This window comes from Chromobacterium sp. CCUG 76385, from assembly GCF_059916625.1.
Genome location: NZ_JAUCGU010000028.1, coordinates 1 through 24151 on the forward strand (window position 1 = coordinate 1; position 24151 = coordinate 24151).

The following is a 24151-nucleotide window of genomic DNA, read 5'->3' on the forward strand; positions in this document are numbered from 1 at the left end:
GGCGTTTCGCGCGCCGCATAGTCATTCTCTGCCAGCGCGAAACAACGAAGAGTCGGCGCGAAAGGCACCCGGCCCTGCGGGTTTGGCGAAGCTCAAACGCGATCCTCGCAGCAAACGTCAACAGCCCCTAGCGCAAGCTGATTTGGCATGTTTCGGCTGGATCGAGCATGGCATTGTCAGCGCGCGGGACGTTGTCACGCAGGCTCGGTTATAATCCGCAGCCGGAATCGGTTTGAGAGGCGGCAATGTCGGTTGGCCATTACGAGAATTTCCCGGTGGGTTCCATCCTGCTGCCGCGAAAGATGCGGCGGGCGGTGCACGCCATCTATCATTTCGCCCGCTATGCCGACGACGTGGCGGACGAAGGCGATGCCGACGCGGCGACGCGGCTGGCCGAACTGGACAGACTGGAGGCAGATCTGGACCGCATCGCCGTCGGCGAGCCGCCGCGGATCGCGCTGATGGCACCGCTGGCGGTGGCCATCGCCGAGCATGCCTTGCCGCTGCAACCGTTCCGCGATCTGCTGTCCGCTTTTCGTCAGGATGTGGGCAAGACGCGTTACCAGAACTTTGGCGAATTGGTGGACTATTGCCGCCGTTCCGCCAACCCGGTGGGGCGATTGATGCTGGCGCTGCACGGCGAAACCGATCCGCGCAGCCTGGCGCAGTCCGACGGCATTTGCACCGCGCTGCAGCTGATCAATTTTTGGCAGGATGTGGCGGTGGATTGGCAAAAGAACCGGGTCTATCTGCCGCAGGAGGATCTGGCGCGCTTTGGCGTGACGGAGGCGCAGATCGCGGAAGGCCTTTGCGACGCCAAATGGCGCGCGCTGATGCTTTACCAGGTGGAGCGGGCGCGCAAGATGCTGCAGGCCGGCGCGCCGCTGGGGCGGACGCTGCGCGGCAGGCTGGGGCTGGAGTTGCGGCTGATCGTGATGGGCGGCGAGCGCATCCTGCACAAGCTGCATGCCAGCGAAGGCGACGTGTTCCGCCGGCGGCCGAAGCTGAACAGCCGCGATTGGGCATACATGATATGGCGGGCGTGCCGGGGCAAATGAGCCGGCGCGACGCACACTACGGAATCCCGCCGGCAAAGTCCGGCGACAGTTTTGGGAGAGGCGCGTGACGCCGGATCAGTATTGCGAGGACAAGGCCGCGTCCAGCGGCTCCAGTTTCTATTACAGCTTCCGTTTTCTGCCGCAAGAGCGGCGGCGCGCCATCACCGCGCTGTACGCCTTCTGCCGCGAGGTGGACGACGCGGTGGACGAGTGCCAGGACCTGAACGTGGCCAAGGCCAAGCTGGCCTGGTGGCGCGGCGAGGTAGGCCGGGCGTATCTGGGCCAGGTGGACCATCCGGTGATGCGCGCGCTGCAGCCGCATTTGAAGGCCTTCCAGCTGCCGCAGTCGCAGCTGGAAGAGATCATAGACGGCATGGAGATGGACCTGCACATGGTGCGCTATCAGCGCTACCAGGACCTGCTGCTGTATTGCCACCGCGTGGCCGGCGTGGTGGGACAGCTGGCCGCCCGCATCTTCGGCTACCGCGACGAACGCACGCTGGAGTACGCTCATGAACTGGGCGTGGCTTTCCAGCTGACCAACATCATCCGCGATGTGGGCGAGGACGCCCGGCGCGACCGCATCTATCTGCCGATGGATGAGCTGCAGCGTTTCAATTGCCCGGCGATGGACATTCTGCATTACGAGGAGAGCGAGGCGTTCCAGGCGCTGATGGCCTTCCAGATCGAACGGGCGCAGCAGCAATACCGCAAGGCTTGGGATTTGCTGCCGGCGGAAGACCGCAAGTCGCAGCGGCCCGGCCTGCTGATGGCGGCGATCTACCGCGCCACGCTGGAGGAAATCCGGCAGGATGGTCCTGCCAAAGTGCTGAACCAGCGCCTGTCGCTGGGAACCGGCCGCAAGCTGTGGCTGGCCTGGAAAACCTGGACCTTCGGCTACCAGCCGTGAAACCGAGAGTGGCGGTGGTGGGCGCCGGCTGGGCCGGCCTCGCCGCGGCGGTGGAACTGACCGGCTGGGCGGACCTTACCGTGTACGAGGCCGGGCGTGATCCAGGCGGGCGGGCGCGGTGCGCCGGCAAAGATGGCGCCAGGTTTGACAATGGTCAGCACATTCTGTTGGGCGCTTATGCAGAATGCTTGCGCCTGATGCGGACTGTAGGCGTCAAGCCGGAAAGCGCTTTGCGGCGGCTGCCCATGCAGTGGCTGCGCGATGGCGGCTTGCGTCTGCGCTGCCCGCACCTGCCGGCGCCGCTGCATGTGGCGGCTGGGCTGCTGCTGGCGCGCGGCGTGTCCTGGACGGACAAGTGGAAACTGGCCCGCGCGCTGGATGGATTGCAGCGCTCGGGATACCGGTTAGAGCGCGATTTGAGCGTGGAAGCCTGGTTGGCGGAGCAGGGGCAAAGCGCGGCCTTGCGCCGCGACTTCTGGCAGCCCTTGGTGGCGTCGGCGCTGAATACGCCGCTGCGGCGGGCATCGATGCGGGTGTTGGCCGCCGTCTTGCGCGACAGCCTGGGCGCCGCGCGCGAGGCCAGCGATCTCTTGCTGCCGGCGCTTGATCTGTCCGCGCTGTTTCCCGATCCCGCCTGGCGCTGGCTGGGCGAGCGCGGCGCGGCGCTGCGGACCGGCGAGCGCGTGGCATCGGTGGAAATCAAGGATGGCAGGCCGCAGGTGGACGGGACCGGGTATGATGCGGTGATCGTCGCCGTGGCGCCGTATCATGCCAACGATTTGCTGGCCGAGCCGGCCCTGCGGGAATCGGTAGCCGCCTACCGTTATTGCCCCATCGCCACGGTTTATTTGCGCTTCGACCGCTCGCCGCGCTTGCCGGCGCCGATGATGGGCGTCAGCGGCGGCACGGCGGACTGGCTGTTCGATCGCGAGGCGCTGTGCGGCGAGGCTGGTTGGCTGGCCGCTGTGATCAGCGCGCCCGACGCACTGCCGCCAGCGCGGGAACTGGTCCAGGCGGTGGCGGCCGATGCGCGCCGTTTGGCTCCCTGGCTGGGCGAACCTTGCCAGAGCCAAGTGATTGTGGAAAAACGCGCCACCTTTGCCAGCGAGATCGGCCTGTCCAGGCCGGATACTCGCACTGCGTGGCCGGGAGTTTATCTGGCCGGGGATTGGGTGCATCCCGATTACCCGGCGACACTGGAGGGCGCGGCGCGCAGCGGCGTAGCCGCGGCCGCCGCCGTGAAGCGGGATTTACAGGTAGAACAATGACAATGAAAACGGAATTTGCTGCAGACGCGTTGGCCGGGCGCGTCATCCTGGTCACCGGCGCCTCGCAAGGCATAGGCCGCGAGGCGGCGCTGGCCTTCGCCCGCCATGGCGCGACGGTGGTGCTGCTTTCTCGCAGCGTCAAGGGCCTGGAGAGAGTCTACGATGAAGTGGTGGCGAGCGGCGCGCCGGAGCCGGCCGCGGTGCCGCTGGATCTGCTGAATGCCGGCGAGAACGAATTCAACAATCTGGCGCTGACCATACATCGAGAGTTTGGCCGGCTGGACGGGATTCTGCACTGCGCCTCGCATTTTTACGCGCTGTCGCCGCTGAGCAACCAGACCATAGAAGAATGGATGAACCAGTACCGCATCAATACCGTGGCCCGCTTCGCGCTGACCCGCGCCTGCCTGCCGCTGTTGAAGGATGCGCCGGATGCGTCGGTGCTGTTCGTCGGCGAGCATCACGCGCTGCATCCCGCGGCTTATTGGGGCGGCTTCGGCGCTTCCAACGCCGGCCAGGTTTATCTGACCACGGTGGCCGCCAGCGAATGGGACATGCATCCCAATTTGCGGGTCAATCTGCTGCTGCCGGGCCCTGTCAACTCGCCGCAGCGCAACCGGACGCATCCGGGCGAAGACAAGCGCGAGCGCGGCGATCTGGACGATCTGATGCCGCATCTGCTGTACTGGATGAGCGCAGACAGCCGCGGCCGCAGCGGCGAAGTGCTGGAACTGGATCTGCGTCAGCCGCGCGGCTGAGGCATTAGCGAAAACGGGGGATAAGCATGAGAATTTTGCTGCTGCTGACGACCATATTGGCTCTTGGCGGATGCAATTGGGTGAACAGCGTAACCGGCCTGACCCGGGACTCTGACAAGGCTGTGGGCGCCGCCTGCCGCCAGACCGGCCGCTCGCTCGAGGAATGCTATATCCGCAACCCCGAGGCCGATAAGGCGTCCATCTATTCCGGCTGGCGCGAGATGAACGAATACATGGCCAAGAACAAGCTGGAGACGATGGCGCCGCCGCCGGAGAAGCCGGTCGCCGCCAGCGGCGCCATGGCGGGCGCCCCCGCCGCCGCCGTCAACAAGCCGGCCGCGCTAGCCGGCAAGTCCAGCGACGCCGGCCCGCATCCTTTAACCAGCGAAGAGGCCGACCAGGCCGCCAAGAATGATCCGCAGGTCGCAGCTGTGGTGGCGGCGATGCAGCATCCCGACGCGCCGGCCAAACCCAAGCAGCCCAACGGCAAGAGCGAGGCCGATCAGAAGCGCCTGCTCAACATCATCAACGAGCTCAACAAGTCCGACGCCAAGCATCCGGCTAATTGATCGTCCGCTTTTGCGGCATGGCTGGCCGGCTCCTGTTATTCTTCCGCCTTTGATTCCCATTTATTGTCCCTAATGGCCAAGAGCAAAACCGTATTCAGCTGCACCGAGTGCGGCGGACAAGCGCCCAAATGGCAGGGCCAGTGCCCGCACTGCAACGCCTGGAACACGCTGGTGGAGTCGGTAGCCGCGCCTGCCGCCGCCGGCCCGCGCTTCCAGTCCTGGGCAGCCAATGTCACTCAGGTGCAGAAGCTGTCCGAGGTGCAGACCGAGGAAACCCCGCGCGATCCGTCCGGCATCGACGAGCTGGACCGCGTGCTGGGCGGCGGGATCGTGCGCGGCGCGGTGGTGCTGATCGGCGGCGACCCCGGCATCGGCAAATCCACGCTGCTGCTGCAGGCCTTGTCGCAGATCGGCCGCAACCGCAAGGTGCTGTATGTGTCCGGCGAGGAATCGGCGCAGCAGATCGCGCTGCGCGCCTCGCGCCTGGCGCTGGATACCAGCAGCGTCAATCTGCTGGCCGAGATCTGCATCGAAAACATCCTGGCCACGCTGAAGCGCGAGCTGCCGGACGTGGTGGTGATCGATTCCATCCAGACGCTGTACACCGAGCAGGTGACGTCGGCGCCGGGTTCGGTGTCGCAGGTGCGCGAGTGCGCGGCGCAGCTGACGCGCATGGCCAAGCAGAGCGGCATCACGGTGCTGCTGGTGGGCCATGTCACCAAGGAAGGCTCGCTGGCCGGCCCGCGCGTGCTGGAGCACATGGTCGACACCGTGCTGTATTTCGAGGGCGACTCCCATTCCAGCTACCGCATGATACGGGCGATCAAGAACCGCTTCGGCGCGGTCAACGAGCTGGGCGTGTTCGCGATGACCGACCGCGGCCTGAAGGGCGTATCCAATCCGTCCGCCATCTTCCTGTCGTCTTACCGCGACGACGTGGCCGGCTCCTGCGTGCTGGTGACGCAGGAGGGCACGCGGCCCTTGCTGGTGGAGATCCAGGCGCTGGTGGACGACTGCCATGGCTTCCAGCCCAAGCGTCTCACCGTCGGCCTGGAGCAGAACCGGCTGGCGATGCTGCTGGCGGTGCTGCACCGCCACGGCGGCGTGGCTTGCTTCGACCAGGACGTGTTCCTGAATGCGGTGGGCGGCGTCAAGATCAACGAGCCGGCGGCCGACCTGGCCATCATCCTGGCCATGGTATCGTCCTTGCGCAACAAAGCGCTGCCGGAAAAGCTGGTGGTGTTCGGCGAGGTGGGCCTGGCCGGCGAGGTGCGCCCGGTGACGCGCGGGCAGGAGAGGCTGAAAGAAGCCGCCAAGCTCGGCTTCACCCGCGCCATTGTGCCCAGCGCCAACAAGCCGCGGCAAGAAATCGAAGGCCTGAAAGTGCTGGCGGTGGACCGGCTGGAACAGGCGGTGGAATTCTGCAGGGAGTGAGCATGATAGACGCGCAGCTGATCGAGCGGGAGCGGCCGTATTTGTTGCGTTACGCGCTGGCGCAATTGCGCGAGCGCGACGCGGCGGAAGAGGCGGTGCAGGAAACGCTGCTGGCCGCGCTGGAGTCGCAGGCCAGCTTTTCCGGCAAGTCCACCCTGCGCACCTGGCTGACTTCCATTCTGCGCTTCAAATTGATAGACGCGATGCGCCGCAAGGGCAAGGAGAAGCTGTTCGAGTCGCTGGAGGACGAGGCGGACGACAGCGATTTCGACGGCCTGTTCGCGCGGGACGGCCACTGGCGCGAGCCGGTCAAGGCCTGGAGCGGACCGGAGAACGAGCTGATCTCGCGCCAGTTCTGGCAGGTGTTCGAAGAGTGTTCCCAAGTGATGCCGCGCCGCACTGCCATGGTATTTGTCATGCGCGAGGTGATGGGAATGGAAATCGCCGACATCTGTAACAATCTGGACATCAGCGCGACAAACTGTTCAGTACTGCTGTATCGGGCGCGGATGAGTCTGCGCGAATGTTTTTCAATACGCTGGAGCCGGGAGGACGAGCGATGAAGTTCAGTTGCCGCGAAGCCAGCCGGTTGATTTCGGCCAGTCTGGATCGACCCCTGGGCGCCGCCGAACATCTGAAATTGAGGATGCATCTGCTGCTATGCGGCAATTGCCGCCAATTCTCGCAGCAGTTGCAGCTGATGCGCCGGGCGGCGCGCCGGGCTGGCGATGGGGAAGACAGCATGCCTAATGGCTGATGCCTTTGACATGCTGGATGCTGTTGTGGAAACTGGGCCTTTCTTTGAGAAAGGCCTTTTTCATGACCGCCGCCTCCACGCTGCAGCAGCTGATTCAAATCCACGATGACAGTCCGGATGAGGTGAACGCGCCCGGGCATGCTTTGGCCTGGGACGCCGCGACGAGGGCGAGCTGGCTTACCGGCAGGCGCAGACGCTGGCGGCAGCGTTCGATGCCAGCCTGCGGCCCTGGTTTGATGGCTGCGCCAGCCGGGCCAGAACGGAAGGGCAGCGCGCTTGAGGTGCTGCCTATGCCCGGCAGAACGTAAAAGGCCTTCCGCATGGAAGGCCTTTGTCTTGAGGCTGGGAAGCTTTACACCGATAGCGACATCAGCAGGCTGGAAATGTCATTGTTGCTGGCGCTGGCCTGGTACAAGCTGAGCGCGGCCTGGGCTTGCTGGTTGATGGCGTTGCTGCCGGCGCTGTTGCCTGTCGCCGCGCTTTGCTGCTGATTGCCGCCGTTCAACAGATTGGCCAAGCCGTTGTTTTGCTCGCCGCCGCTGTCATGGCGGTGATGATGGTGGCGATGGCCGCCTTCGCTGGCTTGCGCCCCGTTGGCCTGTTGCAGGCCTTGCTGCAGTTGCTGGAAAGCCTGCTGCGCCTGGCTCAGGTTGCCTGATTGCAGATCCTGGCCCAGAGTATTCAGCAAGGAGGAGACGGAATTGCCGGCGCCGCTGGTCTGGCTGTTGTTCAGCGCGGCGAACGGATCGCTTGCCGTGGCGCCGGCGCCGGTGGCGGATGCCGCGGATGCCGCGCTGATGGCATTGTTCAGCGCCACGCTGAAATCCTGGTTGCCATTGTCAGGGGTGTTGAAACCGTTCAGTTGCTGCAGCGCCGCCAGCGCTTGTTGCGCGCCGGCGATGTCGCCTTGCTGAACCGATTGCGTCAGGCTGTTGAAATCCTGGCGCCGCTGCTGATGCAGCGATTGCAGCTGTTGCCAGTACGAGCCGGCGTTGTTGCTGGTGTTGCTGCCGCTGATAGACATATTGCCTCTCCTTGAAAACGTGGATGCCGGGCAGCGCTTCACGGATCAGCTGCTGTCCTGGGCGGCGGGGCTGCAATTTTTGCCGCCTCGCCGCTGTCGCTTGCCGCCATGCCGGCATCAAAGCGTCTATTTTTCGATTTTTCTTGCCGGAACAATGGCTTGCCGTCATGGGTGTCAGCAAGGCGCGTGCCAGGAATGGGTTGAGGGCAGAGGCAAATGTTTACAAATATTTTGTCATGTGATGGGCAGTGAATTTAGCCAAATCCGCGCTGGCGCAGCGCCTGGTACAGCATGGCCACGCCCAGCGCGTCGTTCAGCGCGTCGTGCCGCGGCGGGGCGGGAATGGCGAGGTCGCGGTACAGCTCGGCCAGCCTTAGGTCGATATAGGCGCCGGGGTTTTGCTTGAACTTGTAGTCGTAGTAGCGGGCGGAAACCTCGATCTGCCGTTGCGGCAGGGCAATGCCGAGCAGCGGCTTCACGTATTTGTTCAACACCGCCACATCGTATTCCAGGTAGTAGCCGAGCAATGGCCGGCCGCCGATGAAATCCAGCAGCTGCCGCACGGCCTGCGCCGCTTCCATGCCTTCGTTGAGATCGCGCCGGCGCAGGCCGTGGATGGCGATATTGTCGCCTTGCGGCAGGGTTTGCGGTTTGACCAGCAGGTACAGCGATTCGCTGCTGAGGATGCGGTTGCCGCGCAGCTTGACGGCGCCTATCGACAGCAGCTCGGCCTGCTTGACGTCTAGGCTGGTGGTTTCGCAATCCAGGCTGACCAGTTCTTCCGGGTGTTCGTCGAACAGATGGCGCCAGGCCGGATCACGCAGCCGGGCCAGCTGCCAGCGGCGGTGCCATTGGCGCAGCATCACAGGCTGCCCAGGCGATAGTGGTGGCGCAGTTGCGCCTTGAAGCGCTTGACGACGGCCAGCGCCTCTTTCAGCAGGTCTCTTTCCAGCGAGGATAGCCGTTCCGGCTCAATCAGATTGTCTGCAGGCTGGCCTGCTTCGATGCGCCGCAGCCCTTGGTCCAGCCGCAATTGCGACAACACGCCCAGCGCCTCCACGATGTCATTGGCCAGCGAGGGTTCCAGCCGCCCGGCGGCGGCGAGCGCCTGCGCGCGGGCGTGGCTTCCGGTTTCGTCGATGCGGTATTCCAGCGCCAGCGCGCGCAAGCCATGCACCAGCGGGAAGATGCCGCCTTTTTTCAGATCCAGCGTGTCGCGGCCATCGCGCTCGCGGGTGCGCAACCGGGCGAACGGCCCCAGCGGCGTGTCGAACTGATCGATGGCGCGGGCGAAGCGGGCGTAGAAGCCTGCGTCGTCCTGCAAGCGCTCGCGCAGGTAGTCGCGGCAGTCGGCCAGCAAGGAGGCGTCGCCGCATACCGCTTCGGCGTCGCAAAAGATGGCCAGCCGCATCATGCCCTCGCCGCTGGGCTGGGCCAGCCAGCCGTGTATGCGGTCGCGCATGGCGGCGCGGGTCAATCGCCATTCGGGATGGCTGACCATGATGCCGCCTGGGCAGGGCGGATAGCCAAAGCGGGAGAGGACGGCGGAGAAAGCGCCGCAATATTCCGCCGCGCTTTCAGGGGGAACGCCGTCGCGCAATAGCAGCGCGTTGTCCTGATCGGTCTTGAGGATTTGCTCGCCGCGGCCCTCCGAGCCGAGCACGATCAGGCAGCTGTTGTCCGCCAGTTCGGCCGGCGCGATCATCCGCCAGGCGCGGGCGAACAGCCGCGCGTTCAGCGCCTGCACCAGCCGACCCAGTTGCAGCGGCCGCACGCCGTGGCCGGACAGGATGCCGATCAGCCGGTCGATCTGGCTGGCGATGTCGGCAAGCTCATCCAGGCTGCCGGCGCGCTCCAGCCGTTGCGCGATCAAATGCGAGTGGTTGGAGAAGTAAGACAGCACATCGACTTGCGCCAGCATGCCGACCGGCCGGCCGTGCTCCGTCACCACCAGCCGGCGCAGATTGCGCTGCGTCATCAACAGCAGGGCGTTGAACAGGAAATCGTCGATGTCTATGGTCAGCAATTGGTAGCCGCAATGGCGGCCTATCGGTTCGGCGCTGTCCACGCCGTCCAGGATCACGTCGCGGAAATCGGTAGTGGTGAAGATGCCCAGCCGCTCGCCGTCGCGCACCAGCACGGATTTGCTGCGCTGCGCCTTCATCGCCGCCGCCGCGTCGCGGATGCTGTCGGCGGCGTCGACAAATACCGGCTGGCGGCAGCCGGCATCGCGCACGGTGGCGGTCAGCAGCGTTTGCAGCTCGCGGGTGCCGGCGCGCTGCGCCAGCATGCCCAGCTTTTGCGAGACGCTGGCGTAGAAATAGGCGCCGAAGCGCGGATGGCTTTCGGTCAGCGCCAGCAGTGCGGCGCGCGGCAACGCCAGCAGCAAGGCCTCTTCTTCCACCACGAAGCGGTGCGGCGTCTGGCCGGCGATCAGCGCGCGGGTGTCGAAGCTGTCGCGCGGATGGTAGCGTGAAACCACTTCGTCTCCGGCCAGCTCGCACACCTTGCCTTTGATCACCATGTACAGCGCGTCTATGGCCTGGCCGGGGGCGATGACCAGCGCGTCGTCGGGAAAGTAGACGATGTCGGCGCGGGCCTCCAGCGCGTCGCGCTCGGCGGGACCGAGCGTGTCGAACGGCGGCTGGCTGAAGTCGAAGCGGCTCATGGCGGATCCGGTTGTAGAAGGCTTGCCCTCAGCATACCGCCAATCGCCGCCGGGATGTCAGCCTGTCTTGTGCGTCAGCAGCGGCGCGCCGTCGCGGAACAGTATCAGTTCGCCCGGCGACAACGCGGTCCAGTGCTCGTTGTCGGTCAGCGGCTGAGTGGCGATCATCGCCACCTGGTCGCGCGGTGTGGTGACGGTGGCGAAGTCGACGCTGACATCGTTGTCCACCAGGTGGGCGGTATTGAACGGCGCGCGGCGGATGATGTAGTGCAGATGGGTGGAGCAATGGGCGAACAACACCTCGCCATTGCTCAGCATGAAATTGAACACGCCTTTGCTGCCGATTTCCGCCGCCAGCGCGGCCACTTCCTGGAACAGCGTTTCCAGCTCCGGCGGTTGCGACCACTTGGCGCGCAGCCGCTCCATCAGGTGGCAGAAGGCGCGTTCGGAGTCGGTGGTGCCCACCGGGCGGTAATACTCGCCGGTTTCCGGCTGGAAGTTTTCCAGATTGCCATTGTGGGCGAAGATCCAGTACTGGCCCCACATCTCGCGCATGAACGGGTGGGTGTTGGCCAGGTTGACCTTGCCCTGGGTGGCCTTGCGGATGTGGGCGATGACGTTCTCGGACTTGATCGGGTAGCGGCGCACCAGTTCGGCCACCGGCGATTCGACCGAGGGTTTGTCATCCAGGAAAACGCGGCAACCCTTCTGTTCGAAGAAGGCGATGCCCCAGCCATCGGCATGGTGGTCGGTCAGGCCGCCGCGGCGATGGAAGCCCTCGAACGAGAACAGGATGTCGGTCGGGATATTGCAATTCATGCCCAGCAGCTGGCACATCGATCTGATTCCACTTCATTAACGGTTTGCGTCACTGCCGGCGGGCGGCCGGCATATCGGATGTAGCTGAGCTTAGGCGATCTTGCGGCAACCGGCAATTGCCAATAGCCATTTGGCTCGAAAAGTCACTTCTTCATGCTGATAAGATATAAACGGCGGCGGTTCTTAAGCGGCGGCGCGGTCCCACGGCGGCAGCGGGCCGCCCAATCTTTCCACCAAAAAGTCCAACAGGCTGCGCAGCGCCAGCGGCAGCAGGCGGCGCGACGGATACAGCGCATGAATGCCCATCAGCTGCGGCTGCCAGTCTGGCAGCAGCGCCACCAGTTCGCCGCGGCGAACGTAGGGCGCGGCCAGATAGCTGGGTTGCAAGGCGATGCCGCCGCCCGCGGCCGCCGCGCACAGCAGCGCGCTGGCCTCGTTGGCGCTGATGGCGCCGCTGACTCTGACCCGCTGTTCTTCTTCTCCCTGGCGGAAGCGCCATTCGCTGCGGCCGAAGTTGCTGTAACTGAGGCAGCGGTGGTTTTCCAGATCCATCGGATGTCCGGGCACGCCGTGGCGGGCCAGATAGTCGGGCGAGGCCACCGCCAGCGAGCGGCAGTCGCATAGCCGCCGTCCCACCAGGCCCGGATCGGGTTCATTGGTGATGCGGATGGCCAGGTCTATTCTTTCTTCAATCAGGTTGACGGCGCGGTCGCCCAGTTGCAGGTCGATGCGCAGCTGCGGGTGGCGCTCGCTGAATTCGGCCATCAAGCCGCCCAGCACCGCCAGGCCAAACGAGGTGCTGGCCGCCACCCGCAACAAGCCGCGCACCTGGCCGTCGCGCTGGCTGGCGTCGGCCCGCACTTCGGCCGCCAGCTCCAGCATCTGCTGGCAGCGCGCCAGGCAGGCCAGGCCGGCGTCGGTCAACGTGACTTTGCGAGTGGAGCGCTGCAGCAGCCGCACGCCCAGCCACTGTTCCAGCTCGTCGACATAGCGGGTGACCATGGGGCGGGACATGTCCAGCTTGTCGCCGGCGGCGGTGAAGCTGCCCAGCTGGGCGACTTCGGCGAACACTTGCATCGCGGTCAGCCTGTCCATTTATATGCTCGTTTTTTGAAACAATAATGTGCATTTTAAGCCATTTATTGGTGCGATTACTAAGCTTATAGTGTACGCATCTTCACTGATTCGCAGTGCAACCCCGCCGGCGGGCGCCGGCATAAGACTGAAGGAGTCCCACCATGATCCGTCAAACCCTGATCGCCGCCGCTCTCGCCGCCGCCGGTTTCGCCCATGCAGGCGACCTCAAGCTGTCGGTCTACCACGCCGACAGCAACAGCTTCAACGTCAGCTCAGTGCTGGTGGCCGGCGACAAGGACGCCGTGCTGATCGATACCGGCTTCACCCGCGCCGACGCCTACCGCATCGCCGCCAAGGTGCTGGACAGCGGCAAGAATCTGAAAACCATCTACGTCAGCCAGGCCGATCCGGACTACTACTTCGGCGCCTCGGTGCTGAAGCAGATCTTCCCCAAGGCCGAACTGGTGGCCGCGCCGGAAGTGCTGGCCCACATCAAGGGCAATGTGAAGGGCAAGGTGGCGTTCTGGGGCCCGAAGATGGGCGCCAACGCGCCGCAGGCCAATCCGTTGCTGCCGACCGAGATCAAGGCTAACAAGATCATGCTGGAAGGCAAGGCGCTGGAGTTGCGCGACACCCAGGGCGTGATGGCGCATCGCGGCTATGTGTGGATTCCGTCCATCCGCGCCATCGTCGGCAATGTCGGCGTCTATTCCGGCATGCACGTCTGGACGGCCGATACTCAGACCGACGCCGAGCGCAAGGGTTGGTACAAGCAGCTGGACGACATGGAAGCGCTGAAGCCGGAAACGGTGGTGCCGGGCCATATGATCGCTGGCGACAAGATGGACGTGTCCGCCATCCGCTACACCCGCGATTACCTGAAAACTTTTGAGGCCAAGAACGCCGTCACCGCCAACAGCGGCGAGCTGATCGAGGCGATGAAGCAGGCTTATCCGCAAGCCGCCGAAGTGTCGACGCTGGAGCTGGGCGCCAAGGTGCGCAAGGGCGAAATGAAGTGGTAAGCCGGATGAAACTGCATTATTTTTACGATCCGCTGTGCGGCTGGTGCTACGGCGCCTCTCCCTTGCTGAAGGCGGCGGCCGCTGTGCCGGGATTGGAATTGATCATGCACGCCGGCGGCATGCTGGACGAGGCCGAAGGCAGGACCATCACGCCGGAGTGGCGCGGCTACGTGATGCCGCACGATGCGCGCATCGCCCAGATGAGCGGCCAGCCTTTCGGCGAGGCTTATTTCGAAGGCCTGCTGCGCGATATCGGCGCGCCTTTGGCGTCGGACCCACCGATCGCCGCCATCCTGGCGGCCGACAAGCTGGGTTTGGAGCCGTTGGCCATGCTGGCCCGCATCCAGAGCGCGCATTATCTGGAGGGGCGCCGCATCGCCGAGTTCGAGGTGCTGGCGGCGCTGGCGGCGGAGCAGGGGGCCGACGCGGCGGCTTTCGCCCAGGCCTGGCGCGCGGCGCGGATCGAGGCGGAGCGGCATATCGCTGAGAGCCGCCGCCTGATGGCCCAATGGGGGTTGCATGGTTTCCCGTCCGTGGTGCTGGAGCAGGATGGCCAACGGGAGCGGCTGGAGCTGTCCAGCTGGTTCGGCAAGCCCCAGCAACTGGCCGCCGAGCTGGCCAAGCGCCTGCCCAAGCCGGCGGAGACGGGCGACGACGCGCTATTCTGCAAGCCGGACAGTTGTCGATAAAATGCGGCGCCGCCGAAACCGCGTCCCGAAAAGGCGCGGTTTTTTTTGCGTCTGTTTGCTTTGATAAATATACGAAATGGATTTTCACCTTGCATTCTCGATGGCATGGCATAGTCTGAAATACCAATTAAATACCAATTGGTTCAGTCAAGACGAGGAGCATGGAGATGCACAAACAATTCGGCATGCCTCTGCGCGCGGCCGCGCTCGCGCTGCTGCTGGCCTGGGGACAGAGCGCCTTGGCGGCGTGTACCGCCTGGGCAGAGGGCGCGACTTACAAGGTGGGCGATGTCGTCAGCTATGGCAATGCCAATTACACGGCGTTGGTGGCGCATACGGCCTATGTCGGCGCCAATTGGAATCCGGCGGCCTCGCCCACGTTGTGGGCCGCGGGCGGCAGCTGTTCCGGCGGCGACCCCGCCCCGCCGACGCCGCCGAATCCTCCCACACCGCCTAGTCCGCCGCCGGGCAACACCGCGCCTTTCGCCAAGCATGCTTTGGTGGGCTACTGGCATGATTTCGCCAATCCCAGCGGCCCGGCCTTCCCGCTATCCCAAGTCAGCTCGGATTGGGACGTAGTGGTAGTGGCCTTCGCCGACGATGCCGGCAACGGCAATGTCAGCTTCACGCTGGACCCGGGCGCGGGCAGCCAGTCCCAGTTCATTCAGGACATCAAGGCCTTGCAGGCCAAGGGCAAGAAGGTGGTGCTGTCGCTGGGCGGGCAGAATGGCTCGGTGACGCTGAACAACGCCGCCCAGGTGCAGAACTTCGTCAACAGCCTGTACGGCATCCTCACTCAATACGGTTTCGACGGCATAGACCTGGATCTGGAGAGCGGCAGCGGCATCGTGGTGGGCGCGCCGGTGGCCAGCAATCTGGTCAGCGCGGTGAAGCAGCTCAAGGCCAAGGTGGGGCCGAGCTTCTACCTGTCCATGGCGCCGGAACACCCTTATGTGCAGGGCGGCTTCGTCGCCTATGGCGGCAACTGGGGCGCCTATCTGCCCATCATCGATGGCTTGCGCGACGACCTGTCGGTGATTCATGTCCAGTATTACAACAACGGCGGCTTATACACGCCGTATTCCAACGGCGCGCTGGCCGAGGGTTCGGTGGATATGCTGGTGGGCGGCAGCAAGATGCTGATCGAGGGCTTCCCCATCGCCAACGGCGCGTCCGGCAGCTTCAAGGGTTTGCGGCCGGATCAGGTGGCCTTTGGCGTGCCGTCCGGCCGCAGTTCGGCCAATTCCGGCTTTGTCACAACGGACACCGTGGCCAAGGCGCTGAGCTGCCTGACCGCCTTGCAAGGCTGCGGCGCGGTGTTGCCGGCGCAAGCCTATCCCACCTTCCGCGGCGTGATGACGTGGTCCATCAACTGGGACCGGCACGACGGCTACAGCTTCTCCAAGCCGGTGGCGGCCAGCCTGCGTCAGCTGCCGGCGGCGGCGACCATGAAAAAGGCCGCCGGCAAGAAACCGGCGGCCCGATAAGCTGGCAGGATGGCCGCTTAGGCGTTCATCTGGTAGCCGCTGATCTGAGCGGCCGATACCAGGCCGTTCAGGTATTCATGCATGGCCTGATTGACCGCCAGGTCGGTCAGGTAATGCTGCAGGCGTTCCTTGATCTCGTCGAAGCCGATCTTGCCGCCTTCCACGCGTTGCTCCACCTGGATGATGTGGTAGCCGAACTGTGTTTCTACCAGATTGGGGGTGATTTCGCCGGCGGCGGTGCTGAACACCGCTTGTTCGAATTCCGGCACCATCTGGCCGCGGCCGAACTGGCCCAGGCTGCCGCCCTGCTTGCCGGACGGGCAGGTGGAGTGCTCTTGCGCCAGCGCGGCGAAGCGCGACGGATTGGCCTGGACTTCGGCCAGAATGCCTTCAGCCTTGGCCTTGATCAGGCCGGCTTCCAGGCCTTCGCCCTTGGGCAGCAGAATGTGGTTGGCCACGGCGCTGTCGCCGGCGCTGAAGCGTTCCGGGTACTGTTCGTAGAATTCGCGGCAGCTGGCTTCGTCGATGGCCGGCACTTGCAGCTTGCTGTCCAGCAGCGACTGGATGGCTTGCTGCTCGTCGGAGACGTCCAGGCCTTCGCTCTTGGCCTGCTGCACCAGCAGGGCGTGCAGGATCAATTGCTGGATCGCGGTGTCGCGCGGGCTGGGCGTGTCGGCATAGTGGTCCAGTTGGGACGCGATCATCTCTTCGCTGATTTCAACGCCGTTGACGGTAATGGTCATGAGAATTTCCTGTGCGGAGCAGCCATCGAGGCGGCATTTCCGGATGAGGCTGCCTGCGGCAGCCGGTGACAAGGGCAGGGCGGGCCTGCGCGACGATGTGCCGGCAAGGTAAGCGGGACGGCGCGGGCTGTCAAGTCCGCGCAAACGAAACGGGGACGGCAAGCCGTCCCCGTTGTTGAAGCATGGCGCGGATTATTGCTGAACCTGGGCCTTGGCCTTCAGATCGGCAACGTATTTCTCGATGCGGGCGCCCATCACGCGCTGGGTCAGCTGCGGACGGATGTCATCCAGCGACGGCACGTTGCGCTGGGTGCGCATGTCGTCCAGCTTGATCACGTGCCAGCCGTACTCGGTTTTCACCGGAGAGGCGGTCACTTCGCCCTTGGCCAGCTTGCTCATCGCTTCGGAGAACGGCGCGACGAAGGTGCCGGCTTCCTGCCAGCCCAGATCGCCGCCATTGGCCTTGCTGCCCGGGTCCATGGATTTTTCCTTGGCCAGCTTGTCGAAGGACTTGCCCTTCTTCAGCGCGTCGATCACCGCCTTGGCTTCGGCTTCGGTCTTCACCAGGATGTGGCGCGCGTGGTACTGCTTGGTTTCCGGAACCGAAGCCACCAGCTTGTCGTATTCGGCCTTCAGGTCGGCGTCGCTGACCGGGTTGGCCTTCTCAAAGTCTTTGATCAGACGGTTGGCCAGCGCCATCGCCTGCATATTGGCCAGCTCGGCATTGAATTCCGCTGACTTGTCCAGGCCCTTTTTCACGGCTTCCTGGCGCAGCACTTCGGCGGTGATCAACTGGTCTTTGATCTGATCGCGAGCTTGCGGAGTGACATTCTGGCCTTGGGTTTCCATCATCTTGGCCACGGCGTCGATGCGGACGTCGGAGATCTGCTGGCCATTGACGGTCGGGCCGGCGACGGCGATGGCGCTGCCGGCGAAAGCGGCGACGAGGGCGGTATGCAGCAGGATTTTACGCATTCTGTTTGATTCCTGATTCGGTATCGGGGGTGTTACTGGATCTTGCTCTTGGCGCGCAGGTCTTCCACGGCCTTGGCAATGGCTTCTTCCTGCAACTGGCGGGCAAGCTGGGGTTTGACTTGATCCAGCGACGGCACTTGCGCGTCGCGGATGTCGGCTACCTTGAACACATGCCAACCAAGCTGCGACTGGAACGGCTGGGCGCTGACCTGGCCCTTGGGGATGGCCTTCAGCGCTTCGGCCAGCTTGGGCTCCATGCGGGACAGATTGCCCCAGCCCATGTCGCCGCCGGTTTGCTTGGCGTTGGGATCGATCGAGCGGGTCTTGGCCAGCTCTTCGAACTTACCGCCCTTCTTCAGTTGGGCGATCAGCTTTTGGGCGTCGGCCTGGCTGGACAGGGTGATCTGGTAGGCGTGCAGTTCCTTGGTGCCGGCGTATTTGGCGACTTCCTGATCATAGCGGGCCTTGATGTCGGCATCGCTGATGCTGGCCTTGTTGGCGATGTCGGCGAACAGCGCGTCGCGCAGCAGCTCGGAACGAGCTTCGTCCAGGCGTTTGACGAATTCCGGCTGTTTGTCCAGGCCGCGGCGGGTGGCTTCCTGCAGGATGACTTGGCGGCTGATCAGCGAATTCTTCAGCTGTTCGCGCAGCTCCGGGGAGTCTTGCACCCGGCCGCCATTGCTTTGCACCACATTGGCGACGGCCGCGTCCAGTTCGGACTTGTCGATGGACACGCCGTTGACCACGGCGATCGATTCGGCGGCGGCCGGCAGACTGATCGAGGCTGCCAGCAGCAGCGCGGCGATACGGGAGTGCTTCATGTTAGCCCTTTGGTAGAAATTCAGAGTTCTTCTGGAGTGAGCGCGCGGATGGCCAACGCATGCACGCGGCTGGTCATCAGTTCGCCCAGGGTTTGGTAGATCAGCCGGTGGCGTTGCACGCGGCCCAGGCCTGCAAAGCGGGCGCTGACTATCGTCAACGTATAGTGGCCGCCACCGCCCTTGGCGCCGGCATGGCCGGCGTGCAGGGCGCTGTCGTCCTGGATGTCCAGATGCTCCGGCGCAAGCGCCTGCAGCGCCGTTTCCAGCAGTTGCATGGTGTCGCTCATGCCGGGAATACCTGGCGGAAGGGCTTGACCTCGACGCTGGCGTAGACGCCGGCGGCGCGGTAGGGATCGGCGTCGGCCCAGGCTTGCGCCTCGGCCAGCGACGGGAACTCAGCGACGATCAGGCTGCCGGAAAAGCCGGCCGGGCCGGGATCGATGCTGTCGATGGCCGGGAACGGGCCGGCCAGGGTCAGGCGGCCGGCGTCCTGCAGCGCCTGCAGCCGGGCCAGATGGTCAGGGCGGGCGGCGAGGCGCTTGTCCAGCGTGCCTGGCGCGTCTTGGGCGACGATGGCGTACAGCATTATTTCTTTTCCTCGATGTACTTGGCCAGGAACAGGCTCTGCGCGATCACGAACAGCAGCATCAGCCCCATGCCGCCGAACAGCTTGAAGTTGACCCAGACGTCTTCGCTGAAATGGTAAGCGACGAACAGATTCAGCGCGCCCATGAAGCCGAAGAAGCCGCACCAGGCCCAGGTGAGCTTGCGCCACACCGGGTCCGGCATGCTGATCTGCTGGCCCATCATCAGGCGCAGGCCGTTCTTGCCGGCGAAATCGCTGATCAGCAGGCCGCCGCCCATCACCCAGTACAAGACAGTGGGCTTCCACATGATGAAGTGCTTGTCGTGCAAGAGCAGGGTGGCGCCGCCCAGCACCACGATCAGCCCCAGGCTGATCCATTGCATGGTGTCCACCTTGCGGTGCTTGTACCAGGCCCAGGCCACCATGACGACGGTGGCGGCGATGGCCACGCCGGTGGCGGCGAACATGTCGCGGGTCAGCCAGTAGGCGCCGAAGAACAGCAGGACGGGGAGGAGATCGGTAAAAAATTTCATGCGGGTGATTATGCGGGCTGACGCCGGCATATTCAAGCCGCGGCAGCCCCAGTTTTCCTGAGTTAACGGTTAGTTTGTTTGACCACGCTGAGCGCGCTGGCCACCAGGCCGCCGACGTCGGCGACGTTGCTGGGCATGATGATGGTGTTGTTTTCCTTGGCCAATTTGCCGAAGGCGGCGATGTATTGCTCGGCCACTTTCAGGTTGACGGCCTCCAGGCCGCCGTCGGTGCGGATGGCGCCGGCGATGCGGTTGATCGCGTCGGCGGTGGCGTCGGCCACCAGGCGCAGCGCCTCGGCTTCGCCCATGGCCTGGTTGATGGCCGCCTGCTTGTTGCCCTCGGAGTTGTTGATGGTGGCTTGCATTTCGCCCTGGGACTTCTGGATGGCCGCCTCGCGCGCGCCGGTGGCCAGGTTGATCTGCTCCACCTTCACGCCCTCGGACTGGGCGATGCGGGCGCGTTTTTCGCGCTCGGCGGTGATCTGCGCCTGCATGGCGTGCAGGATGTCCTGCGGCGGCACCAAGTCCTTGATTTCATAGCGTAGCACCTTGACGCCCCAGTTGATCGCGGCCTCGTCCAGCGAAGCCACCACGGTGCGGTTGATGTCGTCGCGCTCTTCAAAGGTCTTGTCCAGCTCCAGCTTGCCGATGACCGAGCGCAGCGTGGTCTGCGACAGCTGGGTGATGGCGACGATGTAGTTGCTGGTGCCGTAGGAGGCCAGCTTGGCGTCCGTCACCTGAAAGTACAGAATGCCGTCCACTTTCAACTGGGTGTTGTCGCGGGTGATGCAGATCTGGCTGGGCACATCCAGCGGGACTTCCTTCAGGCTGTGCTTGTAGGCGATGCGGTCGATGAACGGAGTGATGATGTTGAGGCCCGGCGTCAGGGTGGCGTGATAGCGGCCCAGGCGCTCGACGATGTAGGCATGCTGCTGCGGCACGATGGCCAGCGATTTGAAAATGAAGACGACAACGGCCAGGAACAGGATCAGGGCGATTTCCATGATGGACTCTTATTCGGGTTGTGTGGACGCGATTTTGAACAGATTGCCTTGGCGGCCGGCGATGTAGCCGGTGGCGCCGGCATGCAGCGCCGGATCCAGCAGCTCGGCATCCCACTCCGCGCCGCGGTAATGGATGCGGGCATGGCCAGGCGACGTGAGCGCAAGGATTTCCACTTGCCGCCCCCAGTCCGGATCATCCTGGGGGCGCGGCGGGGCGGCGATCCGGCGGCGGCGCTGGCGCACCAGCAGCACGCCCGCGACGCCGCTGACGCTGGCGAGCAGCCATTGCCAAAGTTCCGGCGCGCCCAGCCAGGCGGCAAGGCCGCCGCAGGCCATGGCCAAGGAGACCATCAGCAGATAGAAGGTTCCGGACATGAATTCGGCGATCAGCGCGACAAGCGCGCCGACCAGCCAGAAGGTGAGGGCTTGCGACATGGGTTTCCCGCTAGATGGCCACGGCTTCATTGTCGGGCCATTCACTGAAAATGACAACGAACTGAATAATCAGCCTTTGTCAGCTTGCGGGGATTCAGACGTGATCGCGATCCGGCAAATAGTGCGACAGGTGGATGGCGTCCTCGCTTTGCAGCCAGAACTTCCTGATGAACAGCCAAAGGCCGGCCACCACCAGCGCGGAGGACAGCAGCAAGGTTTTCATGGCGATTCTCCATGAGGTTTCCCGCTTTCAGTCTAGACCGTAATTGGGCGCTCCGCGGCCACGGCGTTACAATGCCCGCCCTATTCAGACTGCTGGGTGCGATAAATGTTCCAACTGGAAGCCATGGCTTGCGCCGAGGTGGAAATCCGCAAGAGCCGCTTCATCGGCATCGTGCAGCCCGTGTCCAGCCGGGTGGAGGCGGAAGCGGCGCTGCGCGACATCCGCCGGCGCTGGCCCGATGCCCGCCATTACTGCGCGGTGCTGCTGTGCGCTGGCGATTCCATGCTGGACGACGATGGGGAACCTTCCGGCACCGCGGCCAAACCGATGTATAACGTATTGCAGCATCGTGAAATTGCCAATGCGCTGGCGGTGGTGGTGCGCTATTTCGGCGGCATCAAGCTGGGTGCGGGCGGCTTGGTCAGGGCCTACACTCAAGCTGTCAACGCCGCGTTGGCACAGGCTAAGCTGGTTGCCGTGGTGCGGATGCGCCGCGTGCGGCTGGCGGTGGATTTTTCCGGCGAGGCCAGGCTGCGCCGCCTGTGCCATGACGCCGGCGCGACGGTGCTGGAGCAGCGCTACGCCGAGCGCGTCTGGCTGACGGTGGCGTTGCCGGAGGCGGGGCTGGACGCGGCGCTGGCGGGATTGGCGGACGGCATGGCCGGCGCGCTGGAGGCGAAGCCGGACGATTGACGGCGGATGGGTAAACGGGAGGCAGGCAAGATGACGCAGAAACAGTATCGGCTGGTGACGCGCAGCGATTTCGACGGCTTGGTGTGCGCCGTGCTGCTCAATGAACTGGGTTTGATCAAGGAGGTGCAGTTCGCCCACCCCAAGGACATGCAGGACGGCAAGGTGGAGATCACCGGCGACGACATCACCACCAACCTGCCTTACGTGGCCAAGGCGCACCTGGTGTTCGACCACCACTTGTCAGAGACGCTGCGCAACGCCACGGATGCCGACAACTACGTGATCGACCCGCGCGCGCCGTCTGCCGCCCGGGTGGTGTACAACCACTACGGCGGCAAGCAGACCTTTCCCGACATCAGCGATGAAATGATGGCGGCGGTGGACAAGGCCGACTCCGCCCAGTTCAGCATCGAGGAAATTCTCAATCCCAAAGGCTGGGTGCTGCTGAACTACCTGATGGACGCGCGCACCGGGCTGGGGCGTTTCCGCGAATTTCGGGTGGGTAATTTCCAGCTGATGATGGACCTGATCGGCTACTGCCGAAACCATACCATAGACGAAATCCTCAGCCTGCCGGACGTGCAGGAGCGGGTAGCCTTGTATCGCGAGCACGAAACCGAGGCCAAGGCGCAGATCCTGCGTTGCGCCAGGGTGCACGGCAATGTGGTGGTGCTGAACCTGCAGAACGAGGAAATCATCCATCCGACCAACCGCTTCATGGTGTATGCGCTGTTTCCGGACTGCAATGTCTCCATCCATGTGATGTGGGGCCTGAACAAGCAGAACACCGTGTTTGCCGTCGGCAAATCCATCGTCAACCGCAGCTCGCACAGCAATATCGGCGCGCTGATGCTGCAGTACGGCGGCGGCGGGCACGAGGCGGCCGGCACCTGCCAGGTGCCGCACGACAGGGCCGACGACGTGCTGGACGAGCTGGTGGCGCGCATCCGCGGCTTGGGCTGAGGCGCTTACAGCGCGCGGATCAGCTCCAGCGCCTGGTGCAGGTCGCCGCATACCGCCAGCGCGGCGGCGCGGTCGTCGTCGCTGGGCGACAGCAGGTCCGGCACCAGGATCACTCGCGCGCCGGCGGCCACGCCGGCCTGCAGCCCCATCCGGGAGTCCTCCAGCACCAGGCAGCGTTGCGCGGCCACGCCCAATCGGGCGGCGGCGTCGTGATAGACGTCCGGCGCCGGCTTGGTGCGGGCCACTTCGTCGCCGGCCACGGTGACGTCGAAAAACTCGCCCAAACCGCTGCGCTGCAGTTTGATGTCGGCGATACGCCGCCGCGTCGAAGTAGCCACCGCGCGCGGGATGCCTTGTTCCCGGACCCAGTCCAGCAGTTCCAGAATGCCCGCCTTCAGCGGAATGTCCTCATGCCGCAGGATGTGCTGATAATGGCGGTCCGACCCCTTTTGCAGGCGGTCGGCAGCCTCTGCGTCGCCCAGATAGTCCTCGACAAAGCGAATGCAGTTCTGGAACGACATCCCAACCATCGCGTGCAGCATTTCGTCCCGAATCTCTATGCCCAATTCCGCGCCGGCGCGGCGCCAGGTCTCGTTGGATAGCCGTTCGGTATCCAGCATCAATCCGTCCATGTCGAACAGCAGGGCATCGAAACTGCGGGGCATTGCGTCTCCTTCAGGGCTTGGGTTGGTCTGGCTCGATTGTGCGGCCGCGGCGGCGGGCTGTCGAGCGCCTGTTTTTGTCATGGGCCGGCGCGGCTCGCCATGGCTCTGGTATAGTGGCCTGATGCACCGGAAAGGGGAGGATGATGTGCGGTCGGTATTGATAGCGAATCCCAAGGGCGGCAGCGGCAAGTCCACGCTGGCCACCAATCTGGCGGGCTACTTTGCAGCCGGTGGCAAGCAGGTGATGTTGGGTGACGTGGATCGCCAGCAGACCTCCTTGCACTGGCTGTCGCAACGCAACGCGGCGCTGCCGGCGATTGCCGGTTGGGAAGTATTGCCCAACGAGCCCAAGCGGCCGCCCAAGGGCACGGAAGTGGTGGTGCTGGACAGCGCGGCCGGCCTGCGCGGCAAGAAGCTCAGCGCCTTGCTGTCCCAGGTGGGGCATGTGATCGTGCCCATCCAGCCGTCGCCATTCGACATGTGGGCCAGCGAGGACTTTTTCGAACAGATGCTGGAAGAGAAGACCATCCGCAAGAACAAGGCCTTCATGGCGGTGGTGGGCATGCGGGTGGACCCGCGCACCCGCTCGGCGCGCGAGCTGGAGCAATTTCTGGCCCGCCACGAAGTGCCGGTGCTGACCTGGCTGCGCGATACCCAGCTGTATGTCCAGGCCGCGTCGGCCGGCATGTCCTTGTTCGATCTGCCGCCTTCGCGCACGGAGCGCGACCGCGAGGCGTGGCAGCCGATTTTGCGCTGGCTGGGCGAAGATCCGCAGGCCTGGTGCGACAAGTAGCAATCATTCTGCCTGATAACTCTTGACGTGGAGAAAAAATCAGCGTAGCTTGTATTCGTAACTGCGTGCGAGCCGAACCAAGGCGTCGCAGGGGAACGCGCAATCGGGAGCCTATACGGCTCCCGTCTTTGTTTGGGGCCCCTGTTTTTTTCGTTCACCTCATTCAAGCTTTGGGAG

General features: G+C 64.3%; 29 protein-coding genes. 14 read left to right on the forward strand and 15 right to left on the reverse strand.

Features of this window, described 5'->3' with window-relative positions; all coding sequences use genetic code 11:
• Positions 1-245 precede the first annotated feature (245 nt).
• From hpnC to QUG01_RS15810, 8 genes are all read left to right on the forward strand, one after another.
• Entirely contained in the window at positions 246-1058 is an 813-nt protein-coding gene (hpnC, locus tag QUG01_RS15775; protein ID WP_500830921.1) for a squalene synthase HpnC, read from the forward strand.
• A 64-nt stretch (positions 1059-1122) separates the two neighbouring features.
• Positions 1123-1968, forward strand: coding sequence for a presqualene diphosphate synthase HpnD (hpnD, locus tag QUG01_RS15780; RefSeq protein WP_500830922.1), 846 nt, complete (start codon positions 1123-1125; stop codon positions 1966-1968).
• Positions 1965-3236 carry a hydroxysqualene dehydroxylase HpnE gene (hpnE, locus tag QUG01_RS15785; RefSeq protein WP_500830923.1) on the forward strand — a complete coding sequence of 424 codons (1272 nt, stop codon included), beginning with the start codon at positions 1965-1967 and terminating at the stop codon, positions 3234-3236. Before hpnD ends, hpnE begins: the two co-directional genes overlap by 4 nt.
• Positions 3233-3994: an SDR family oxidoreductase gene (locus QUG01_RS15790; RefSeq protein ID WP_500830924.1), complete on the forward strand. Its 762-nt coding sequence runs from the start codon at positions 3233-3235 to the stop codon at positions 3992-3994. The genes hpnE and QUG01_RS15790 overlap by 4 nt, the downstream gene beginning before the upstream one ends.
• Positions 3995-4074: 80 nt before the next feature.
• On the forward strand, positions 4075-4563 hold the full coding sequence (locus QUG01_RS15795) for a hypothetical protein (RefSeq protein WP_500830925.1): 489 nt from the start codon (positions 4075-4077) through the stop codon (positions 4561-4563).
• A gap of 72 nt (positions 4564-4635) precedes the next feature.
• Complete coding sequence (gene radA, locus QUG01_RS15800; RefSeq protein ID WP_500830926.1) at positions 4636-5997, forward strand: DNA repair protein RadA; 1362 nt, start codon at positions 4636-4638, stop codon at positions 5995-5997.
• A gap of 2 nt (positions 5998-5999) precedes the next feature.
• Entirely contained in the window at positions 6000-6560 is a 561-nt protein-coding gene (locus QUG01_RS15805) for a sigma-70 family RNA polymerase sigma factor (RefSeq protein ID WP_261173643.1), read from the forward strand.
• Entirely contained in the window at positions 6557-6754 is a 198-nt protein-coding gene (locus tag QUG01_RS15810) for a zf-HC2 domain-containing protein (RefSeq protein WP_500830927.1), read from the forward strand. The genes QUG01_RS15805 and QUG01_RS15810 overlap by 4 nt, the downstream gene beginning before the upstream one ends.
• 352 nt (positions 6755-7106) lie before the next feature.
• On the opposite strand, the gene QUG01_RS15815 is transcribed toward QUG01_RS15810, so the two are convergent.
• The 5 genes from QUG01_RS15815 to QUG01_RS15835 all read right to left on the reverse strand — a co-directional run bounded on the left by QUG01_RS15815 (position 7107) and on the right by QUG01_RS15835 (position 12360).
• Positions 7107-7778 (reverse strand): hypothetical protein, encoded by a 672-nt coding sequence (locus QUG01_RS15815; protein WP_500830928.1) that lies wholly within the window; start codon positions 7776-7778, stop codon positions 7107-7109.
• A 254-nt stretch (positions 7779-8032) separates the two neighbouring features.
• Positions 8033-8641, reverse strand: a complete 609-nt coding sequence (locus tag QUG01_RS15820; RefSeq protein ID WP_500830929.1) for a 3'-5' exonuclease — start codon at positions 8639-8641, stop codon at positions 8033-8035.
• Entirely contained in the window at positions 8641-10446 is a 1806-nt protein-coding gene (locus QUG01_RS15825) for a putative nucleotidyltransferase substrate binding domain-containing protein (protein ID WP_500830930.1), read from the reverse strand. The genes QUG01_RS15820 and QUG01_RS15825 overlap by 1 nt, the downstream gene beginning before the upstream one ends.
• Before the next feature lie 57 nt (positions 10447-10503).
• The gene (locus QUG01_RS15830; RefSeq protein WP_500830931.1) at positions 10504-11283 is read right to left on the reverse strand and encodes a class II glutamine amidotransferase; all 780 of its coding nucleotides are present in this window, start codon (positions 11281-11283) and stop codon (positions 10504-10506) included.
• A 165-nt stretch (positions 11284-11448) separates the two neighbouring features.
• Positions 11449-12360, reverse strand: coding sequence for a LysR family transcriptional regulator (locus QUG01_RS15835; RefSeq protein WP_500830932.1), 912 nt, complete (start codon positions 12358-12360; stop codon positions 11449-11451).
• Between the two features lie 143 nt (positions 12361-12503).
• Here QUG01_RS15835 and QUG01_RS15840 point away from each other — a divergent pair, with 143 nt between their 5' ends.
• The 3 genes from QUG01_RS15840 to QUG01_RS15850 all read left to right on the forward strand — a co-directional run bounded on the left by QUG01_RS15840 (position 12504) and on the right by QUG01_RS15850 (position 15540).
• The gene (locus tag QUG01_RS15840; RefSeq protein WP_500830933.1) at positions 12504-13364 is read left to right on the forward strand and encodes an MBL fold metallo-hydrolase; all 861 of its coding nucleotides are present in this window, start codon (positions 12504-12506) and stop codon (positions 13362-13364) included.
• 5 nt (positions 13365-13369) lie between these two features.
• Positions 13370-14053 (forward strand): DsbA family protein, encoded by a 684-nt coding sequence (locus QUG01_RS15845; RefSeq protein WP_500830934.1) that lies wholly within the window; start codon positions 13370-13372, stop codon positions 14051-14053.
• 167 nt (positions 14054-14220) lie between these two features.
• Entirely contained in the window at positions 14221-15540 is a 1320-nt protein-coding gene (locus QUG01_RS15850; protein WP_500830935.1) for a chitinase, read from the forward strand.
• 17 nt (positions 15541-15557) lie between these two features.
• Here QUG01_RS15850 and QUG01_RS15855 read toward each other — a convergent pair whose 3' ends face one another.
• The 9 genes from QUG01_RS15855 to QUG01_RS15895 form a co-directional block, all read right to left on the reverse strand.
• Positions 15558-16283 (reverse strand): peptidylprolyl isomerase, encoded by a 726-nt coding sequence (locus QUG01_RS15855; protein WP_043622683.1) that lies wholly within the window; start codon positions 16281-16283, stop codon positions 15558-15560.
• Between the two features lie 192 nt (positions 16284-16475).
• Positions 16476-17258 (reverse strand): peptidylprolyl isomerase, encoded by a 783-nt coding sequence (locus QUG01_RS15860; RefSeq protein ID WP_500830936.1) that lies wholly within the window; start codon positions 17256-17258, stop codon positions 16476-16478.
• 32 nt (positions 17259-17290) lie between these two features.
• Positions 17291-18079 (reverse strand): peptidylprolyl isomerase, encoded by a 789-nt coding sequence (locus tag QUG01_RS15865; protein ID WP_500830937.1) that lies wholly within the window; start codon positions 18077-18079, stop codon positions 17291-17293.
• A 20-nt stretch (positions 18080-18099) separates the two neighbouring features.
• Positions 18100-18366 carry a BolA family protein gene (locus tag QUG01_RS15870; RefSeq protein WP_500830938.1) on the reverse strand — a complete coding sequence of 89 codons (267 nt, stop codon included), beginning with the start codon at positions 18364-18366 and terminating at the stop codon, positions 18100-18102.
• The gene (locus QUG01_RS15875; RefSeq protein ID WP_500830939.1) at positions 18363-18665 is read right to left on the reverse strand and encodes a YciI family protein; all 303 of its coding nucleotides are present in this window, start codon (positions 18663-18665) and stop codon (positions 18363-18365) included. Before QUG01_RS15875 ends, QUG01_RS15870 begins: the two co-directional genes overlap by 4 nt.
• The gene (locus QUG01_RS15880; protein WP_500830940.1) at positions 18665-19198 is read right to left on the reverse strand and encodes a septation protein A; all 534 of its coding nucleotides are present in this window, start codon (positions 19196-19198) and stop codon (positions 18665-18667) included. Before QUG01_RS15880 ends, QUG01_RS15875 begins: the two co-directional genes overlap by 1 nt.
• A gap of 62 nt (positions 19199-19260) precedes the next feature.
• The gene (locus QUG01_RS15885) at positions 19261-20202 is read right to left on the reverse strand and encodes an SPFH domain-containing protein (protein WP_043622698.1); all 942 of its coding nucleotides are present in this window, start codon (positions 20200-20202) and stop codon (positions 19261-19263) included.
• A 9-nt stretch (positions 20203-20211) separates the two neighbouring features.
• Positions 20212-20637: an NfeD family protein gene (locus QUG01_RS15890; RefSeq protein WP_500830941.1), complete on the reverse strand. Its 426-nt coding sequence runs from the start codon at positions 20635-20637 to the stop codon at positions 20212-20214.
• 94 nt (positions 20638-20731) lie between these two features.
• Positions 20732-20860 (reverse strand): hypothetical protein, encoded by a 129-nt coding sequence (locus tag QUG01_RS15895; protein WP_500830942.1) that lies wholly within the window; start codon positions 20858-20860, stop codon positions 20732-20734.
• Between the two features lie 105 nt (positions 20861-20965).
• Here QUG01_RS15895 and QUG01_RS15900 point away from each other — a divergent pair, with 105 nt between their 5' ends.
• A complete protein-coding gene (locus QUG01_RS15900; RefSeq protein WP_500830943.1) occupies positions 20966-21553 on the forward strand; it encodes an IMPACT family protein in 588 nt (195 codons plus the stop codon).
• Between the two features lie 30 nt (positions 21554-21583).
• Positions 21584-22516, forward strand: a complete 933-nt coding sequence (locus QUG01_RS15905; protein ID WP_500830944.1) for an exopolyphosphatase — start codon at positions 21584-21586, stop codon at positions 22514-22516.
• 5 nt (positions 22517-22521) lie between these two features.
• Here QUG01_RS15905 and QUG01_RS15910 read toward each other — a convergent pair whose 3' ends face one another.
• Entirely contained in the window at positions 22522-23181 is a 660-nt protein-coding gene (locus QUG01_RS15910) for an HAD family hydrolase (RefSeq protein ID WP_500830945.1), read from the reverse strand.
• Positions 23182-23326: 145 nt separating this feature from the next.
• Here QUG01_RS15910 and QUG01_RS15915 point away from each other — a divergent pair, with 145 nt between their 5' ends.
• A complete protein-coding gene (locus QUG01_RS15915) occupies positions 23327-23974 on the forward strand; it encodes a nucleotide-binding protein (protein WP_500830946.1) in 648 nt (215 codons plus the stop codon).
• Positions 23975-24151 lie beyond the last annotated feature (177 nt).

Excerpts from the sequence above, each read along its gene's own strand:
- hpnC (WP_500830921.1), top strand. The coding sequence starts at position 246 with ATGTCGGTTGGCCATTACGAGAATTTCCCGGTGGGTTCCATCCTGCTG.
- QUG01_RS15790 (WP_500830924.1), top strand. The coding sequence starts at position 3,233 with ATGACAATGAAAACGGAATTTGCTGCAGACGCGTTGGCCGGGCGCGTC.
- radA (WP_500830926.1), top strand. The coding sequence starts at position 4,636 with ATGGCCAAGAGCAAAACCGTATTCAGCTGCACCGAGTGCGGCGGACAA.
- QUG01_RS15805 (WP_261173643.1), top strand. The coding sequence starts at position 6,000 with ATGATAGACGCGCAGCTGATCGAGCGGGAGCGGCCGTATTTGTTGCGT.
- QUG01_RS15810 (WP_500830927.1), top strand. The coding sequence starts at position 6,557 with ATGAAGTTCAGTTGCCGCGAAGCCAGCCGGTTGATTTCGGCCAGTCTG.
- QUG01_RS15815 (WP_500830928.1), bottom strand. The coding sequence starts at position 7,778 with ATGTCTATCAGCGGCAGCAACACCAGCAACAACGCCGGCTCGTACTGG.
- QUG01_RS15820 (WP_500830929.1), bottom strand. The coding sequence starts at position 8,641 with ATGCTGCGCCAATGGCACCGCCGCTGGCAGCTGGCCCGGCTGCGTGAT.
- QUG01_RS15825 (WP_500830930.1), bottom strand. The coding sequence starts at position 10,446 with ATGAGCCGCTTCGACTTCAGCCAGCCGCCGTTCGACACGCTCGGTCCC.
- QUG01_RS15830 (WP_500830931.1), bottom strand. The coding sequence starts at position 11,283 with ATGTGCCAGCTGCTGGGCATGAATTGCAATATCCCGACCGACATCCTG.
- QUG01_RS15835 (WP_500830932.1), bottom strand. The coding sequence starts at position 12,360 with ATGGACAGGCTGACCGCGATGCAAGTGTTCGCCGAAGTCGCCCAGCTG.
- QUG01_RS15840 (WP_500830933.1), top strand. The coding sequence starts at position 12,504 with ATGATCCGTCAAACCCTGATCGCCGCCGCTCTCGCCGCCGCCGGTTTC.
- QUG01_RS15845 (WP_500830934.1), top strand. The coding sequence starts at position 13,370 with ATGAAACTGCATTATTTTTACGATCCGCTGTGCGGCTGGTGCTACGGC.
- QUG01_RS15850 (WP_500830935.1), top strand. The coding sequence starts at position 14,221 with ATGCACAAACAATTCGGCATGCCTCTGCGCGCGGCCGCGCTCGCGCTG.
- QUG01_RS15855 (WP_043622683.1), bottom strand. The coding sequence starts at position 16,283 with ATGACCATTACCGTCAACGGCGTTGAAATCAGCGAAGAGATGATCGCG.
- QUG01_RS15860 (WP_500830936.1), bottom strand. The coding sequence starts at position 17,258 with ATGCGTAAAATCCTGCTGCATACCGCCCTCGTCGCCGCTTTCGCCGGC.
- QUG01_RS15865 (WP_500830937.1), bottom strand. The coding sequence starts at position 18,079 with ATGAAGCACTCCCGTATCGCCGCGCTGCTGCTGGCAGCCTCGATCAGT.
- QUG01_RS15870 (WP_500830938.1), bottom strand. The coding sequence starts at position 18,366 with ATGAGCGACACCATGCAACTGCTGGAAACGGCGCTGCAGGCGCTTGCG.
- QUG01_RS15875 (WP_500830939.1), bottom strand. The coding sequence starts at position 18,665 with ATGCTGTACGCCATCGTCGCCCAAGACGCGCCAGGCACGCTGGACAAG.
- QUG01_RS15880 (WP_500830940.1), bottom strand. The coding sequence starts at position 19,198 with ATGAAATTTTTTACCGATCTCCTCCCCGTCCTGCTGTTCTTCGGCGCC.
- QUG01_RS15885 (WP_043622698.1), bottom strand. The coding sequence starts at position 20,202 with ATGGAAATCGCCCTGATCCTGTTCCTGGCCGTTGTCGTCTTCATTTTC.
- QUG01_RS15890 (WP_500830941.1), bottom strand. The coding sequence starts at position 20,637 with ATGTCGCAAGCCCTCACCTTCTGGCTGGTCGGCGCGCTTGTCGCGCTG.
- QUG01_RS15895 (WP_500830942.1), bottom strand. The coding sequence starts at position 20,860 with ATGAAAACCTTGCTGCTGTCCTCCGCGCTGGTGGTGGCCGGCCTTTGG.
- QUG01_RS15900 (WP_500830943.1), top strand. The coding sequence starts at position 20,966 with ATGTTCCAACTGGAAGCCATGGCTTGCGCCGAGGTGGAAATCCGCAAG.
- QUG01_RS15905 (WP_500830944.1), top strand. The coding sequence starts at position 21,584 with ATGACGCAGAAACAGTATCGGCTGGTGACGCGCAGCGATTTCGACGGC.
- QUG01_RS15910 (WP_500830945.1), bottom strand. The coding sequence starts at position 23,181 with ATGCCCCGCAGTTTCGATGCCCTGCTGTTCGACATGGACGGATTGATG.